Annotated in this window: 13 protein-coding genes; 1 reads left to right on the top strand and 12 read right to left on the bottom strand. The window is 59.4% G+C overall.

Going from position 1 to position 16,516, the window contains the following annotated elements; translation table 11 throughout:
- The first annotated feature begins 147 nt into the window (after positions 1 to 147).
- Complete coding sequence (nadA, locus tag AB4N74_RS17090) at positions 148 to 1,206, top strand: quinolinate synthase NadA (protein ID WP_016773509.1); 1,059 nt, start codon at positions 148 to 150, stop codon at positions 1,204 to 1,206.
- A gap of 137 nt (positions 1,207 to 1,343) precedes the next feature.
- Here nadA and AB4N74_RS17085 read toward each other — a convergent pair whose 3' ends face one another.
- The 12 genes from AB4N74_RS17085 to arcD form a co-directional block, all read right to left on the bottom strand.
- On the bottom strand, positions 1,344 to 1,832 hold the full coding sequence (locus AB4N74_RS17085) for an RDD family protein (RefSeq protein ID WP_322844564.1): 489 nt from the start codon (positions 1,830 to 1,832) through the stop codon (positions 1,344 to 1,346).
- Between the two features lie 97 nt (positions 1,833 to 1,929).
- On the bottom strand, positions 1,930 to 2,142 hold the full coding sequence (locus AB4N74_RS17080; RefSeq protein WP_003227496.1) for a cold-shock protein: 213 nt from the start codon (positions 2,140 to 2,142) through the stop codon (positions 1,930 to 1,932).
- Between the two features lie 403 nt (positions 2,143 to 2,545).
- Positions 2,546 to 3,670 carry a glycine cleavage system aminomethyltransferase GcvT gene (gcvT, locus tag AB4N74_RS17075; protein WP_099757007.1) on the bottom strand — a complete coding sequence of 375 codons (1,125 nt, stop codon included), beginning with the start codon at positions 3,668 to 3,670 and terminating at the stop codon, positions 2,546 to 2,548.
- A gap of 185 nt (positions 3,671 to 3,855) precedes the next feature.
- Positions 3,856 to 5,232 carry an L-serine ammonia-lyase gene (locus tag AB4N74_RS17070; protein ID WP_093430482.1) on the bottom strand — a complete coding sequence of 459 codons (1,377 nt, stop codon included), beginning with the start codon at positions 5,230 to 5,232 and terminating at the stop codon, positions 3,856 to 3,858.
- A 203-nt stretch (positions 5,233 to 5,435) separates the two neighbouring features.
- A complete protein-coding gene (gene gcvP, locus AB4N74_RS17065) occupies positions 5,436 to 8,288 on the bottom strand; it encodes an aminomethyl-transferring glycine dehydrogenase (RefSeq protein WP_460096693.1) in 2,853 nt (950 codons plus the stop codon).
- Positions 8,289 to 8,299: 11 nt separating this feature from the next.
- On the bottom strand, positions 8,300 to 8,683 hold the full coding sequence (gene gcvH / locus AB4N74_RS17060; protein WP_099757005.1) for a glycine cleavage system protein GcvH: 384 nt from the start codon (positions 8,681 to 8,683) through the stop codon (positions 8,300 to 8,302).
- A gap of 433 nt (positions 8,684 to 9,116) precedes the next feature.
- Entirely contained in the window at positions 9,117 to 10,625 is a 1,509-nt protein-coding gene (locus AB4N74_RS17055; RefSeq protein ID WP_099757004.1) for a sigma-54-dependent transcriptional regulator, read from the bottom strand.
- A gap of 277 nt (positions 10,626 to 10,902) precedes the next feature.
- A complete protein-coding gene (locus AB4N74_RS17050; protein WP_116255075.1) occupies positions 10,903 to 11,265 on the bottom strand; it encodes a DUF5064 family protein in 363 nt (120 codons plus the stop codon).
- Between the two features lie 62 nt (positions 11,266 to 11,327).
- Complete coding sequence (gene arcC, locus AB4N74_RS17045; protein ID WP_034153407.1) at positions 11,328 to 12,257, bottom strand: carbamate kinase; 930 nt, start codon at positions 12,255 to 12,257, stop codon at positions 11,328 to 11,330.
- Positions 12,258 to 12,448: 191 nt separating this feature from the next.
- Positions 12,449 to 13,459 (bottom strand): ornithine carbamoyltransferase, encoded by a 1,011-nt coding sequence (locus AB4N74_RS17040; RefSeq protein ID WP_008086805.1) that lies wholly within the window; start codon positions 13,457 to 13,459, stop codon positions 12,449 to 12,451.
- Between the two features lie 69 nt (positions 13,460 to 13,528).
- Positions 13,529 to 14,785 carry an arginine deiminase gene (gene arcA, locus AB4N74_RS17035; protein WP_116255073.1) on the bottom strand — a complete coding sequence of 419 codons (1,257 nt, stop codon included), beginning with the start codon at positions 14,783 to 14,785 and terminating at the stop codon, positions 13,529 to 13,531.
- 33 nt (positions 14,786 to 14,818) lie between these two features.
- The gene (gene arcD / locus AB4N74_RS17030) at positions 14,819 to 16,246 is read right to left on the bottom strand and encodes an arginine-ornithine antiporter (RefSeq protein WP_093430475.1); all 1,428 of its coding nucleotides are present in this window, start codon (positions 16,244 to 16,246) and stop codon (positions 14,819 to 14,821) included.
- Between the last annotated feature and the right edge of the window lie 270 nt (positions 16,247 to 16,516).

Genomic DNA, 16,516 nt, shown 5'->3' with positions numbered 1-16,516 from the left:
TTGTATCAACGGGATATTCTGTAGCCTTGCGCAGCTTCAATGCTGTCCGTGCCTGATAATACTCACTCTCCCGGCGGTACCCTCAAGCGGTCCGGAGCCGGGTGTATACTCGACTTTCGCGCGAACGCGCCTGCAGGTCTTGCGAACATGACGCAGATTTCCGAACGCCTTCTGGTTCAAGCCCACCTCGATGCCAAACAGCCCAAACCGCTGACCGCTGAGGAAGAGGCTTATTACCGTTCCGCCATTGCCGCCGAGCTCAAGGCTCAGGACGCGGTGCTGGTGGCCCACTTTTATTGCGATCCGGTAATTCAGGCCTTGGCTGAAGAAACCGGCGGTTGCGTCTCCGATTCCCTGGAAATGGCTCGCTTCGGCAATGCTCACCCGGCCAAAACCGTGGTGGTCGCCGGCGTGAAGTTCATGGGCGAGACCGCGAAGATTCTCAACCCGGAAAAACGCGTGCTGATGCCGACCCTGGAAGCGACCTGCTCGCTGGACCTGGGTTGCCCGGTCGACGAGTTCTCGGCGTTCTGCGATCAGCACCCGGAGCGCACGGTGGTGGTCTATGCCAATACCTCTGCGGCGGTCAAAGCCCGGGCTGACTGGGTGGTGACTTCGAGTTGCGCACTGGAGATCGTCGAAAGCCTGATGGACAACGGCGAGACCATCATCTGGGGGCCGGACAAGCATCTGGGCACTTACATCCAGCGCAAGACCGGCGCGGACATGCTGCTGTGGGACGGTGCCTGCATCGTTCACGAAGAGTTCAAGTCCAAGCAGCTTGAAGACATGAAGGCGCTGTACCCGGACGCTGCGATTCTGGTGCACCCGGAGTCGCCCACGTCGGTGATCGAACTGGCGGACGCCGTGGGTTCCACCAGCCAGTTGATCGCTGCCGCGCAATCGCTGCCGAACAAGACCCTGATCGTTGCGACCGACCGTGGCATCTTCTACAAGATGCAGCAGCTGTGTCCGGACAAGGTCTTCATCGAGGCGCCAACCGCCGGTAACGGCGCGGCGTGCCGCAGTTGCGCACATTGCCCGTGGATGGCCATGAACACCCTTGAGCGCACGCTCAAGAGCTTGAAGGAAGGGACCAACGAGATCTTTGTTGATCCGGCGTTGATTCCACAGGCGATCCGGCCGTTGAAGCGCATGCTCGATTTCACTCAGGCGGCGCGGATGAAGCTGGCCGGTAACGCCTAAGCTCTAAAGGCATTACACAAAACCTGTGGGAGCGAGCTTGCTCGCGAAAGCGGTGTATCAGTCACCAATATAGAATCGACTGATACGACGCCTTCGCGAGCAAGCTCGCTCCCACAGTGGTTTTTTGCGTCTGGAAGTTATTTGGTCTTTTTCGGGATCCGCACCACGCGGGTGTCGGAATAGATGTCATGCCACGTGCGCTTCTGCTTGTCGTACAGCGACCAGAAGAATCCCAGCCCCACGCATAGCCACGACGCAATCGACACCATAAACCGCAACAGCGCCTGCCACAGACTGATTGCCGTGCCATTGGCGTTCTGCACGCGAATGCCCCACACCTGCATGCCCAGCGTCTGTCCGCCGTGGGTCCAGAACTTGGCGAAGAACGCGAACAACACCAGCAGCAGCACGGTGGAGTAGAGCGGGTCGCCGTCCATTTTTCCAGCATCAGTCAGCACACGCAGGCGTTCTTCGCCAATGATCGCGGCTTGGATCAGTTTGTAAACGAAACCGGTGACGATCAGCAGCGCTGTGCACAACAGAAAGTCATAGAACATCGCCGCCAGACGCCGGCCTAGACCAACGGCGGGAAAATCGCCCTGTGGGGTGAGCAGGTTTTTCGACATGGCAGCCTCTGGACGCAAAATGAAGCGCCATTTTACGGATTCGCGCACACAAAAAAGCCCCTGATATCAACATCAGGGGCTTTTTCGTAACAGAAAATCAGGCTTCTGCTTGTACTTCGTCAGCCTGCATGCCTTTCTGGCCCTGCACAGCAACGAAGGTCACTTTCTGGCCTTCTTTCAGGCTTTTGAAGCCGTTGCCCTGAATGGCGCGGAAATGCACGAACAGATCCGGACCGCTTTCTGGAGTGATAAAACCAAAACCTTTCTCGTCGTTAAACCACTTGACGGTACCGCTCTGACGTGTGGACATTTCTTATTTCCTTTGACGCAAAAATTAATGACAGTCTCTTTCTCATGAAAGAGTACTGGGGCTGGTTGCAGGAGAGTAAGAAGACGTCGAACGGGATGTAGCTAACTTGTAGGCTACTGCCCAGGTCACGATTCCAAGCTGACCCATGCAAACACAGTGGAGAAACTCTACGCCAACTACGGGAGAAAAAACAAGCCCTGCGAAGCCCCCGGTTTTACTGAGCTTGAGCAAGTTAATCCTCTCGCTAGTGCGGGCTTAGACGATTAGCCTGTTCAATTGTTTTCGATCGTTATAAGCAAAGTTCATATTCGAATCAGTTGATAGAAAATGCACTTTTTTGTGGCGATTGCGTTACACATTAGTGCACGCATAACGCAATCGCGTTACTTATAGAAACAGTCAATCAACCGCGATAGTAGCGTTGTGGAACAAATGGCATTTTGCTTACAAGCATTTGCACCTTTTTCCCACGAACAATGGCCCAAACCGGTGTGTCGAGGGTGACATATGCGCTGTCGAGGTAACCCATCGCCAACGGCCCGCCCAAGGTCGGACCGAAACCACCGCTGCACACGCTGCCGATGATTTCGCCGGCTTCGTTGACGATTTCTGCGCCTTCACGCACGGGGGTGCGCTCCTGCGGTAGCAGGCCGACGCGTTTGCGTGCCACGCCATTCTGTTGTTGAGCGAAAACATTCTCCGCGCCCGGGAAACCGCCGGCCCGCGCGCCATCAGCGCGACGTGGCTTGGAGATCGCCCATAACAGGCTGGCTTCGATCGGCGTGGTCTCGGTGTTCATGTCGTGGCCGTAGAGGCACAGACCGGCTTCCAGACGCAACGAGTCGCGAGCGCCGAGGCCAATGGCCTGGACTTCCGGTTCGGCGAGCAGGGCGCGGGCAAGTTTTTCCGCATCTGCAGCTGGTACGGAGATTTCGAAACCGTCTTCACCGGTGTAACCCGAACGGCTGACAAAGCAGTCGACGCCGAGCAGATTGACACGGGCGAACTGCATAAAAGTCATTTTTTCAACGGGTGGTGCCAGCCGCGCCAGCACGGTCACCGCCGCCGGACCTTGCAATGCCAGCAGAGCGCGTTCTTCGAACAGCGCCGTAATGGTGCACTGATCGCCGATGTGTTTTTGCAGGTGGGCCAGGTCCTGATCCTTGCACGCGGCGTTGACCACCAGGAACAATTCGTCATTACCGAGGTTGGCCACCATCAGGTCGTCGAGAATGCCGCCGTTGTCGTTGGTGAACATCGCGTAACGCTGCATGCCCACCGGCAGGTCGATGATGTCTACCGGCACCAGGCTTTCCAGGGCTTTGGCGGCGTTGGCACCAGTCAGGCGGATCTGGCCCATGTGCGAGACATCGAACAGTCCGGCCTGCTCACGGGTGTGCTGGTGTTCTTTCATCACACCGAGTGGGTATTGCACCGGCATGTCGTAGCCGGCGAACGGCACCATGCGAGCGCCGAGTTCGATGTGCAGAGCGTGCAGCGGGGTTTTCGACAGTTGTTCGGTGGACATGCGTGGCTCCTTGAAAATTAGAGTTTGGCGGTAAGAGGCAAGATCAAGATCAAAAGCCCCTCACCCCAGCCCTCTCCCAGAGGGAGAGGGAGTTAGGTACGTTTATCTCCCGGAGGGGAGAGGGGGCTAATTACGTTTCTCTCCCTGGGGGAGAGGTGGTCAATTTCGTTTGGCTGGTTTCATGGTCAGCATTCGATAATGTTGACCGCCAGACCGCCGCGGGCGGTCTCTTTGTATTTGCTTTTCATGTCGGCACCGGTCTGGCGCATGGTGCGGATGACTTTGTCGAGGGAGACGAAATGCTGGCCGTCGCCTCGCATGGCCATGCGCACTGCGTTGATGGCTTTCACCGAACCCATGGCATTGCGCTCGATGCACGGCACTTGCACCAGTCCGCCAATCGGGTCGCAGGTCAGGCCGAGGTTGTGCTCCATACCGATTTCCGCAGCGTTCTCGACTTGCTGCACGCTGCCACCGAGCACTTCGCACAACGCACCGGCCGCCATCGAACAGGCCACGCCGACTTCACCCTGACAACCGACTTCGGCGCCCGAGATCGAGGCATTTTCTTTGTAGAGAATGCCGATGGCCGCAGCGGTCAGAAGAAACCGTACGACGCCGTCGTCATTCGCGCCGGGGATAAAACGCATGTAGTAATGCAGCACCGCCGGAATGATCCCCGCCGCGCCGTTGGTGGGGGCGGTGACTACGCGGCCACCGTTGGCGTTTTCTTCGTTGACCGCCAAGGCGTAGAGGTTGACCCAGTCGAGCACCGACAACGGATCGCGCAACGCCGATTCCGGGTTCTTGCACAGTTGCCGATGCAACGCTGCCGCACGGCGTTTGACCTTCAAGCCGCCGGGCAAAATACCTTCGTTACGGCAGCCCGCAGCGACGCAGTCCTGCATCACCTGCCAGATTTTCAACAGGCCGGCGCGGGTTTCTGCCTCCGGGCGCCAGGCACTTTCGTTGGTCAGCATCACCTGGCTGATCGACAGACCATAGGTGGCGCAATGACCGAGCAGGTCCTTGGCGCTTTTGAACGGGAAGGTCAGCGGCGTGGCGTCTTCGACGATGCGGTCGGCACCGGCCGCGTCCTCGTCGACCACGAAACCACCGCCAACCGAGTAGTACTCGCGGCTGCGGATCTGAATCCCCGCCGCATCGAAGGCGCGGAAGATCATGCCGTTGGGGTGATAGGCCAACGGCTTGCGGATCATCGCCAAGTGTTCTTTCTCGTTGAACGCAATGCTGTGTTCGCCGAGCAGGTTCAGTCGTCCGTTGCCGCGAATTTCTTGCAGGCGTGCGGCGACGGTTTCGGTATCAACGGTGTCCGGGTGTTCGCCTTCGAGGCCGAGCAGCACGGCTTTGTCGCTGCCGTGACCTTTACCGGTGGCGCCGAGGGAGCCGTACAGCTCAACGCGAACGCTGGCGGTGGTGGTCAGCAGGTTTTCACGGCGCAAACCTTCGACGAAACGCGCGGCTGCGCGCATCGGGCCGACGGTGTGGGAACTGGAGGGGCCGATGCCAATCTTGAACAGGTCGAACACGCTTAACGACATGAGGGGTTCTCCGGTTTCTTGTTATAGGAATTGGCGAAACATCAGGCTTTTAGCATTCCCTTGTGGGAGCGAGCTTGCTCGCGAAGACGGAGTGTCAGTCACCACCAATGTTGGCTGACCTACCGCATTCGCGAGCAAGCTCGCTCCCACAGGGATTTGTGGTGTTCTGGAAAAAGAGGCAGGTATTCCTGCCCCTCATTCCATTAAGCGTAGCTTTCGATCGACGGGCAGGCGCAGACCAGGTTGCGATCGCCGAAAACGTTGTCGACACGACCGACCGGTGGCCAGTATTTGCCTTCGATCAGCGACGCGACCGGGTACACGGCCTGCTCGCGGCTGTACGGGTGAGTCCACTCGCCAACCAGCTCTGCCGCCGTGTGCGGAGCGTTTTTCAGCGGGTTGTCGTCCTTGTCCAGCGTGCCGTTTTCCACCGCGCGGATTTCTTCGCGGATGCGGATCATGGCGTCGCAGAAGCGGTCCAGTTCTTCTTTGGATTCACTTTCGGTCGGCTCGATCATCAGCGTGCCCGCGACCGGGAACGACATGGTCGGTGCGTGGAAGCCGAAGTCGATCAGGCGTTTGGCGACGTCATCGACGCTGATGCCGCTGCTGTCTTTCAATGGACGCAGATCCAGAATGCATTCGTGCGCGACCAGACCGTTGCTGCCGGTGTACAGCACTGGGTAGTGCTCTTCGAGGCGACGGGAAATGTAGTTGGCATTGAGGATCGCCAACTGCGAAGCGCGTTTCAGGCCTGCGCCGCCCATCATGCGAATGTACATCCAGGTGATCGGCAAAATACTTGCGCTGCCGAACGGTGCTGCACAGACCGCGCCTTCCTTGCGTTCCATCTGGCCGTGGCCCGGCAGGAACGGGGTCAGGTGCGATTTCACGCCAATCGGGCCAACGCCCGGGCCGCCACCGCCGTGCGGGATGCAGAAGGTTTTGTGCAGGTTCAGGTGCGAAACGTCACCGCCGAACTTGCCCGGTGCACAGAGGCCAACCATCGCGTTCATGTTGGCGCCGTCGATGTATACTTGGCCGCCGTTATCATGAATGATCCCGCAGATTTCGCGGATGCCTTCTTCGAACACGCCGTGGGTCGACGGGTAAGTGATCATCAGCGCGGCGAGGTGTTCGCGGTGCTCGATGGCTTTGGCGCGCAGGTCTTCGATGTCGACGTTGCCACGGGCATCGCAGGCAGTCACGACGACGCGCATGCCAGCCATGTTGGCGGTGGCCGGGTTGGTGCCGTGGGCGGACGACGGGATCAGGCAGATGTCGCGGCGCTCATCGCCACGGCTCTGGTGGTAGGCGCGGATCGCCAGCAGGCCAGCGTATTCACCTTGCGAACCGGCGTTTGGTTGCAGTGAGATCGCGTCGTAACCGGTCGCGGCACAGAGCATCGCTTCCAGCTCAAAGGTCAGTTGCTGGTAACCGGCACTTTGTGCGGCCGGGGCGAACGGGTGCAGGGCACCGAATTCAGCCCAGGTCACCGGGATCATTTCGCTGGCAGCGTTGAGTTTCATGGTGCACGAACCCAGCGGGATCATGGTGCGATCCAGGGCCAGATCCTTGTCCGCCAGTTTGCGCAGGTAGCGCATCAGCTCGGTTTCCGAGTGATAACGGTTGAACACCGGGTGGCTGAGGATCGGCGACTGACGTACCAGCGATGCTGGGATGGTGCTCTGCACCGAGACGGCGAGAGCAGCGAAATCCGGCAGAGTCTTGCCGTCGGCGAACAGGCCCCACAGGGTTTCGATGTCAGCTTGGGTGGTGGTTTCGTCGACCGACAGGCCAAGACGCTGAGCGTCGATCACGCGCAGGTTGATCTGCTGAGCGTGGGCCTTGTCGTGCAGCGCGGCGGTGTTTGCGCCGGTGGCGACGGTCAGGGTGTCGAAGAAACTGGCTTGTTCGACGTTAGCGCCCAGCGCGGTCAGGCCTTTGGCCAGAATCGCGGTCAGGTGATGCACGCGATTGGCGATCTGCGCCAGGCCTTTCGGGCCGTGGTAGACGGCGTACATGCTGGCGATGTTGGCCAGCAGCACTTGTGCGGTGCAGATGTTCGACGTGGCCTTCTCGCGGCGGATGTGTTGCTCGCGGGTCTGCATCGCCAGGCGCAGCGCCGGCTTGCCGAAACGGTCAACCGAGACACCGACCAGACGGCCCGGCATGTCGCGCTTGAACGCATCTTTGGTGGAGAAGTAAGCGGCGTGCGGGCCACCAAAGCCCAGCGGCACGCCGAAGCGTTGCGCGGAACCGATGGCGACGTCCGCGCCGAACTCGCCCGGGGCGGTCAGCAAGGTCAGGGCCAGCAGGTCAGCGGCGACTGCGACCAAGGCGTTGGCGGCGTGGAAGCGTTCGGTCAGTTCGCGATAGTCGAACACATCACCGTTGCTGGCCGGGTATTGCAGCAGCGCGCCGAAGAACGGCGTCACGTCAGTCAGTTCACGCTCATCGCCAACAACCACTTCGATGCCCAGCGGCTCGGCACGAGTGCGCAGCACGTCAAGGGTTTGCGGGTGGCTGTGGATCGAGGCGAAGAACTGGTGGCTGCCCTTGTTCTTGCTCAGGCGTTTGCAGAAGGTCATGGCTTCGGCAGCGGCGGTGGCTTCGTCGAGCAGCGAGGCGTTGGCAATCGGCAGACCGGTGAGGTCGCTGATCATCGTCTGGAAGTTCAGCAGCGCTTCGAGACGACCTTGGGAAATTTCTGGCTGGTACGGCGTGTACGCGGTGTACCAGGCCGGGTTTTCCAGGAGGTTGCGCAGGATCGGCGACGGCGTGTGGCAGTTGTAGTAGCCCTGGCCGATGTAGGTCTTGAACAACTGATTCTTGCCGGCGATCGATTTGATCATCGCCAGGGCATCGGCTTCGCTGAGGCCGTCGTCCATGCCGAGCACGCTGGTGCCCTTGATGCTTTCCGGAATGACGCTGGCGCTCAGGGCTTCAAGCGAGTCGAAGCCGAGGCTGTTGAGCATGGTTTGCTCGTCACCGGCGCGCGGGCCGATGTGACGGGCGATGAATTCGTTGGCGGTGCCAAGGTTTACTTGAGTCATGTCGGTGTTCCTCAGGCTTCGGCTTGGGCTTTGATCAGACGGTCGTACGCGTCCTGATCGAGCAATTTGGCCACGGCCGATGCGTCGGCAGGCTGGAAGCGGAAGAACCAGCCTTCGCCCAGCGGATCTTCGTTGACCAGTTCCGGGGCGTCTTCCAGCGCCGGGTTGACTTCCAGTACGTCGCCGTCGAGGGGCATGTACACGCCGCTGGCGGCTTTCACCGATTCCACGGTGGCGGCTTCAGCGCCTTTTTCGTAAGCCTGCAGCTCAGGCAGTTGCACGAACACCACGTCGCCCAGGGCGTTCTGCGCGAAAGCGGTGATGCCGACAGTAACGCTGCCGTCAGCTTCTGTGCGCAGCCATTCGTGATCTTCAGTAAAACGCAACTCGCTCATGGAAACTCCTCAGGGGGCCAGACTCGTCTGGTGGACGCGGTGGAATAGTCGGGCGCGAAGGCCCTTATTTATGAAGGGTTGATTAGCAAGAATGTGGCCAATGTTGATTTATCGTTATAAATCAATGAATTAGATATTGGAGAGGTCGAAGGTTCAGAGATGCCTGTAGCGAAATCGCTACAGCATGGAGCGAGGATAAAAGCTGAACGGGATCAAAGCCTTGCACAGCGGTGATCGGAGGAGGGTGTAGCGATATCGTTCCGCTGTAGCGCTTTCAGTACAGGTGGAGGTCGTTTTTGAACGGATTTCGAATGCGCCACAAATAAATGTAGGAGTGAGCCTGCTCGCGATAGCGGTCTGTCAGACGTCGCAAATGTTGAATGTCAAACCGCTATCGCGAGCAGGCTCACTCCTACAGGGGATTTGTGGTTTTTCAGGGTTTGTTGGGAATGCCGTATTTGCGCAGGCGATGGGCAATGGCTGTGTGCGAAGTTTGCAGGCGGCTGGCCAGTTGGCGGGTCGAGGGGTAGCTGACGTAGAGTTTTTCCAGCAGCGATCGCTCAAAAGCTTCGACCGCTTGTTCGAGGCTGTCGACATCGCTGTCAGCCTGACGCGCCACCGAGGTGCCAGCAATATCGAGATCGCCAATATCCACCAGGCTACTCTCGCAAATCGCCGCCGCACGGAAGATCACGTTCTGCAATTGCCGCACATTGCCCGGCCAGCGATTGCCGAGCAGCGCCGGGTAGGTCCCCGGAGCGAGGCGGCACACCGGGCGCTGGATCTGCGCGCAGGCTTGCTGCATGAAATACCGCGCCAGCAGCAGGATGTCCTGCCCGCGTTCGCGCAGCGGCGGCACTTCAACGTTGAGCACGTTGAGACGATAGAACAGGTCTTCGCGGAACAAGCCTTCGCTGACCATTTTTTCCAGATCGCGGTGGGTCGCGCTGAGGATGCGCACGTTGACCTTCACTTCGCGATCACCGCCCACGCGGCGGAAGCTGCCGTCGTTCAAGAAACGCAGCAGCTTGGCCTGCAAGTACGGCGACATCTCGCCGATCTCATCGAGAAACACCGTGCCCTGGTTGGCCAGTTCCATCAGCCCCGGTTTGCCGCCACGCGCTGCTCCCGTGAAGGCGCCGGGGGCGTAGCCGAACAGCTCGCTTTCGGCGAGGTTCTCCGGTAGGGCTGCGCAGTTGAGGGCCAGAAACGGTGCACTGTGTCGCGCGCTGATGGCGTGGCAGGCGCGGGCGACCAGTTCTTTACCGGTGCCGGTTTCGCCTTGAATCAACAGCGGTGCATCAAGAGCGGCGACTCTTTGCGCGCGGGCCTTGAGCGTACGAATCGCCGGGGACTCGCCGAGCAGCGCGTCGAAACCTTCGGCGTGGTCGTGGTGCAGCGCCGAGAGTTGTTCGCCGATGCGGTTCGGTTGATACAAGGTCAGCAGAGCGCCGGCGTCAGTGATCGGCGTGGCGTCGAGCAGCAAGGTCTGGCCGTTGACGGTGATTTCGCGCAGTGGCAAACGGAAGCCGTGTTCGAGCAAGGTGTCGAGCAGGCCGGGATCGTTGAACAGTTCAGAGACGCTTTCACCCGCCGGTTCGCGGCCGTACAACGCGATCAACGCCGGGTTGGCCAGCAGCACCTTGCCGGCACTGTCGAGCGCCAAAACGGGATCGGTCATCGCCGCGAGCAGGGCATCGAGTTGCAGGTGTCGACGCTGGCCGGGGAGGATGTCGACCACGGTCACCGCTTCCACGCCGAGCACGCGAAACAACGCATCTTTCAGCTCTTCGAGCACTTGCGGGCTCAGGGTCGGGGCATCGATGTAGACGTTGGGCGGGATCATCTCCACCGCATCCAGATTGAGATTGCGCCCACCGAGGATAGCCAGGACTTCCTGGGTGATGCCGACGCGGTCTATGAAGCTGACGTGGATACGCATGGGGCGGTTCAGTGATCTGCAGAGCGGAGGGTGGCAAGTATGCCTTGGGCTTGGAGAGAGGTGAAAGCAAAAGCACCCTCATCGGAAACGCCGCCCGCCCAGCCCTCTCCCAGGGGGAGAGGGAGCCGACCGAGGTGTCTGAGGTTTGACATCGACCTGAAAGAACCAGTCGATTATGGATTCGGTAAAGCAAGGTCAGGTCAGTGTAACTCTAGAGCATCCCCCAATCAGTCCCCTCTCCCTCCGGGAGAGGGTTAGGGTGAGGGGCTTTTGCGGGTTACTCGAAATGCTCAAGATTGACCGGATCCCCGGATTGCATATTCAACTTCTGCCGAATGTCTTCAAACATCAGATCGTAATGCTTGTGCACCGAACCGATCTGGCTGTGAGCCTTGGGAATCCCGTACTTCTCGGCGATCCGGGTCACGTCACGGGCGAAGTTGTAAGCCTCTTCCTTGGGCAGGAAAAACGTTTCCTTCATGTCCTTGCCCTGCATGCTGCCATGCAGGGTGAACTGTATCCCTTTGCCTTTTTTCGGATCGCTGAACACTTCATAGTCGAGGTGCACGTTGTAACTGACGTCATCCGGCGTCAACGCATGCCGCTCGATGTGCAGGCGACCGGGTTCGAATTGGGCCATGGTTTTCTCCTTTCAAGGCATGGGAGAAGGGCAGACCCTCGGTCTGCCCCCGGAGTTTCTAATTATCGGTAAGTGATGCCCGGCTTCGCAGTGGTCACGCGAGTACCGGCAGTGCCCTGGACAATCGCTTCGATGTCCGCCAGCGAACCGATCACCGCAACCTTGCCAGTATGGCGCGCAAATTCGCAGGCTGCCTGCACCTTCGGCCCCATCGAGCCGGCGGCGAAGCCGAGGCGTTCCAGCTCATCCGGGTGCGCTTCGGCGATGGCTTTTTGCGTTGGTTTGCCGTAATCGATGAACGCCGCGTTGACGTCCGTGGCGATTACCAGCAGGTCGGCTTCCAGTTGCTCGGCGAGCAGCGACGAGCACAGGTCCTTGTCGATCACCGCCTCGATACCCTTGAGGTTACGGTTCTCGTCGTACATGGTCGGAATCCCGCCGCCACCGGCGCAAATCACGATGCTGCCCTTGTCCAGCAACCACTTGATCGGGCGGATTTCGAAGATGCGTTTTGGCCGTGGACTGGCGACCACGCGGCGGAATTTGTCGCCGTCCGGGGCAATCGCCCAGCCTTTTTCGGCGGCGAGTTTTTCCGCTTCAGCCTTGTCGTAGACCGGGCCGATGGGTTTGGTCGGGTTCTGGAAGGCCGGATCCTTGGCGTCGACTTCCACCTGGGTCAACAAGGTGGCGAACGGCACTTCGAAATCGAGCAGGTTGCCCAGTTCCTGTTCGATGATGTAGCCGATCATGCCTTCGGTTTCGGCACCGAGCACGTCCAGCGGGTAAGGGGTGACGGAGGTGTAGGCCGCCGCTTGCAGCGACAACAGGCCGACTTGCGGGCCATTGCCGTGGGCGATGACCAGTTGGTTGCCGGGATGGATCTTGGCGATTTGCTCGGTGGCGATGCGGATGTTGGCGCGCTGATTGTCAGCGGTCATCGGTTCACCACGGCGGAGCAGGGCGTTACCGCCCAGCGCTACGACGATACGCATGGTGCATGTCCTTTTAATCAGAGAAGAGGCAAACAACTCGATCTTCCTGTCGGAACCGGGATCCCCTGTGGGAGCGAGCCTGCTCGCGAAGGCGTCAGATCAGTCGACATCACTGTTGAATGACCCACCGCTTTCGCTAGCAGGCTAGCTCCCACCTTTGGTACCGGTTCCTTCAGTGGGAGCTATTTCAGTTACAGATCAGCCAGGGTCGAGACCAGAATCGCCTTGATTGTGTGCATGCGGTTTTCCGCTTGCTCGAAGGCGATGCAGGCTGGCGACTCGAACACGTCGTCGGTCACTTCGATGCCGTTTTTCAGGTGCGGATACTGCTCGGCGATCTGTTTGCCGACCTTGGTATCACTGTTGTGGAACGCCGGCAGGCAGTGCATGAACTTGGTGCGCGGGTTGCCGCTGGCTTTCATCAGTTCGGCGTTGACCTGATACGGCAGCAGTTGCTGGATACGCTCGGCCCAGGCTTCCACCGGCTCGCCCATCGATACCCAGACGTCGGTGTGGATGAAGTCGACGCCTTTGACCGCCGCTTTCGGGTCTTCAGTCAGGGTGATACGTGCGCCACTTTCTTCCGCATATTTGTGGCACCGCTCGACCAGATCATCCAGTGGCCACAGGGCTTTCGGTGCACAGATGCGCACGTCCATGCCGAGTTTGGCGCCGACCAGCAGCAGTGAGTTGCCCATGTTGTTGCGCGCGTCGCCGAGGTAGGCGTAGCTGATTTCATGGATCGGCTTGTCGGCGTGTTCACGCATGGTCAGCACGTCGGCGATCATTTGCGTCGGGTGATATTCGTCGGTCAGACCGTTGAACACCGGCACACCGGCGAACTTGGCCAGCTCTTCGACGATTTCCTGTTTGAAGCCACGGTATTCGATGGCGTCGTACATGCGCCCCAGCACACGGGCGGTGTCTTTCATGCTTTCTTTGTGGCCGATCTGCGACGAGTTCGGGTCGATGTAGGTGACGTTGGCGCCTTGGTCATAGGCCGCCACTTCGAACGCGCAACGGGTACGGGTCGAGGTTTTTTCGAAGATCAGGGCGATGTTGTTGCCCTTCAGGTGTTGTTGCTCGGTGCCGGTGTATTTCGCGCGTTTGAGGTCGCGGGACAGGTCGAGCAGGTAACGCAGCTCACGTGGGGTGTGGTGTTCGAGGCTGAGCAGGTTACGGTTGTGGATGTTGAACGCCATGATGATTCTCCTTGGATTCGGTAATCGGCCCGGCCGCTACGGGGTGTGTGCGGCCGGGGAGATGGTCGTTTAGTAATCGATCGGGTCGCGGATGATCGGGCAGGTCATGCAGTGGCCACCGCCACGGCCTCGGCCCAGTTCACCGGCGCTGATGGTGATGACTTCCACGCCGGCCTTGCGCAGCAGGGTGTTGGTGTAGGTGTTGCGGTCGTAGCCGATGACCACGCCCGGTTCCACGGCCACCACGTTGTTGCCGTCGTCCCATTGCTCGCGTTCGGCGGCGAAGCTGTTGCCGCCGGTTTCCACCACGCGCAGCTTCGGCAGGTTGAGGGCTTTGGCCACGGTGTCGAGGAAGGTGCCTTCTTCGCGGCGGATGTCGATGCCGCCCTGTTTGCTTTCGTCAGGGCGCAGGGTGAAGGCGACGATCTGGTTCACCACCTCCGGGAAAATTGTCACCAGGTCGCGGTCGCAGAAGCTGAACACGGTGTCCAGGTGCATCGCCGCGCGGGACTTCGGCAGGCCGGCGACGATGACTTTTTCCACGGCTTTGTTCTTGAACAGGTTCAGCGCCAGTTGGCCGATGGCCTGGCGGGATGAGCGTTCGCCCATACCGATCAACACCACGCCGTTACCGATCGGCATCACGTCGCCGCCCTCAAGGGTAGAGCTGCCGTGATCCTTGTCCGGGTCGCCGTACCAGATCTCGAAATCGGCATTGGTGAACTGCGGGTGGAATTTGTAGATGGCGGTGGTCAGCAGGGTTTCCTGACGGCGCGCTGGCCAGTACATCGGGTTCAGCGTCACGCCGCCGTAGATCCAGCAGGTGGTGTCGCGGGTGAACTGAGTGTTCGGCAGCGGCGGCAGAATGAAGCTCGAATGGCCGAGAAAGTCGCGGTACATTTCGATGATCTTGCCGCCGAAGCTGTCCGGCAGATCATCGGCCGACACGCCACCGATGAGGAATTCGGCGATGTGCCGTGGCTCTAGGCTTTTCAGCCAGGATTTGACTTCGTTGATCAGGCCCAGGCCCACCGAATCGGCAGTGACCTTGCGCTCGAGAATCCAGTCCAGCGCCTCCGGGATGGCGACGATGTCGGTCAGCAGGTTGTGCATTTCCAGCACGTCGATGCCGCGCTCGCGCATCTTGGTGACGAAGTCGAAGTGGTCGCGCTTGGCCTGGGCCACCCACAGCACGTCGTCGAACAGCAGTTCATCGCAGTTGTTCGGGGTCAGCCGCTGATGGGCCAGACCTGGGGAGCACACCATGACTTTGCGCAGTTTGCCGGCTTCGGAATGGACGCCGTACTTAACTTTTTCCGTGGTCATTTCAGATCCTCCAGATAACAAAATAATCAGGGGTTACAGAGTCAGGAAGCCGTCGTAGAGACCGTAGGCCGCCACCAGGGCGCCCGCGACCACTGCGGCGAAAATCAGCTTCTCGACGTTAGTGAAAACCGGTTGTTTGAGTTCCAGCTTGGCCTTGGCGAACAGGATCGCGCCGGGTGCGTAGAGCAGGGCCGACAGCAGCAGATACTTGACCCCGCCGGCATACAGCAGCCACACCGCGTAGATCAACGCGATGCCGCCGATAATCAGATCCTTGCGCCGCTCGGCCGCGAAGCCTTCGTAGCTTTCGCCGCGCACCGCCAGCAGCAGGGCATAGGCCGCCGACCACAGGTACGGCACCAGAATCATCGAAGTGGCGAGGTAGATCAGCGACAGGTAAGTACTGGCCGAGAACAGCGTGATGATCAGGAAAATCTGCACCATCGCGTTGGTCAGCCACAGCGCGTTGACCGGTACGTGGTTGGCGTTTTCCTTGCGCAGGAACTCCGGCATGGTGTGGTCTTTGGCAGCGGCGAACATGATCTCCGCACACAGCAGCACCCACGACAACAGCGCCCCCAGCAGCGAGATGATCAGACCGACGCTGATCAGCACCGCGCCCCAGTGACCGACCACATGCTCGAGCACGGCGGCCATCGACGGGTTCTGCAGTTTCGCCAGTTCCGGTTGGGTCATGATGCCCAGCGACAGCACGTTCACCAGCACCAGAAACAGCAGCACGGTAATGAAGCCGATCACGGTGGCCTTACCCACGTCGGAGCGTTTTTCGGCGCGGGCGGAGAAGATGCTCGCGCCCTCGATACCGATGAACACCCACACGGTGACCAGCATCATGTTGCGCACCTGGTTCATCACACTGCCCAGATCCGGATTTTTGATGCCCCAGATGTCGGCGGTGAAGATGTCCAGTTTGAAGGCGAACACCGCAATCAGTACGAACAGCAGCAGCGGTACGACCTTGGCGACCGTGGTCACCAGGTTGATGAACGCCGCTTCCTTGATCCCGCGCAGCACTAGAAAGTGCACGGCCCACAGCAGCACCGAGGCGCCAATCACCGCAGCAACGGTGTTGCCCTCACCGAAAACCGGAAAGAAATAGCCGAGAGTGCTGAACAGCAGAACGAAGTAACCGACGTTACCCAGCCAGGCGCTGATCCAGTAACCCCAAGCGGACGAGAAACCCATGTAATCGCCAAATCCGGCCTTGGCGTAGGCGTAGACACCACCGTCCAGGTCAGGTTTGCGATTGGCGAGGGTTTGAAAGACAAAAGCGAGGGTGAGCATGCCGACAGCGGTGATGGCCCAACCGATAAGTACCGCACCGACGTCGGCGCTGGCGGCCATGTTTTGAGGCAAGGAGAATATCCCGCCACCGATCATTGAACCGACTACCAATGCAACCAGTGCACCTAGTCGTAGTTTTCCGGGAGCTTCAGACATTTGCATGACTCCATTGCAGGAGAGAAGAGATCACAGCGTAGTTCTGTTGTCTGTTCAAACAGCTGACGTAGATCAGTGCATGGTCACATTCCATTGTTAATGAATGACTTAGGCTTCGGCTGAAGGCATAAAGCTCCTGCCCGCAAGGCCCGTCCCAGAGGCGTTGTGGCTACATCTTTGGGAATGGCTATTATTACTTTCGAATTATCACGCTAGTTCTTTTTCAGCTTTTGGCAAATTTTCTGTCTCTGTTTTCAGTACAGAATTGAA

The sequence above is a fragment of the Pseudomonas sp. H3_C08 genome (assembly GCF_054669455.1).
Note: the sequence above shows the minus strand (reverse complement) of the source record. Positions and strands in the feature narration are given on the sequence as shown.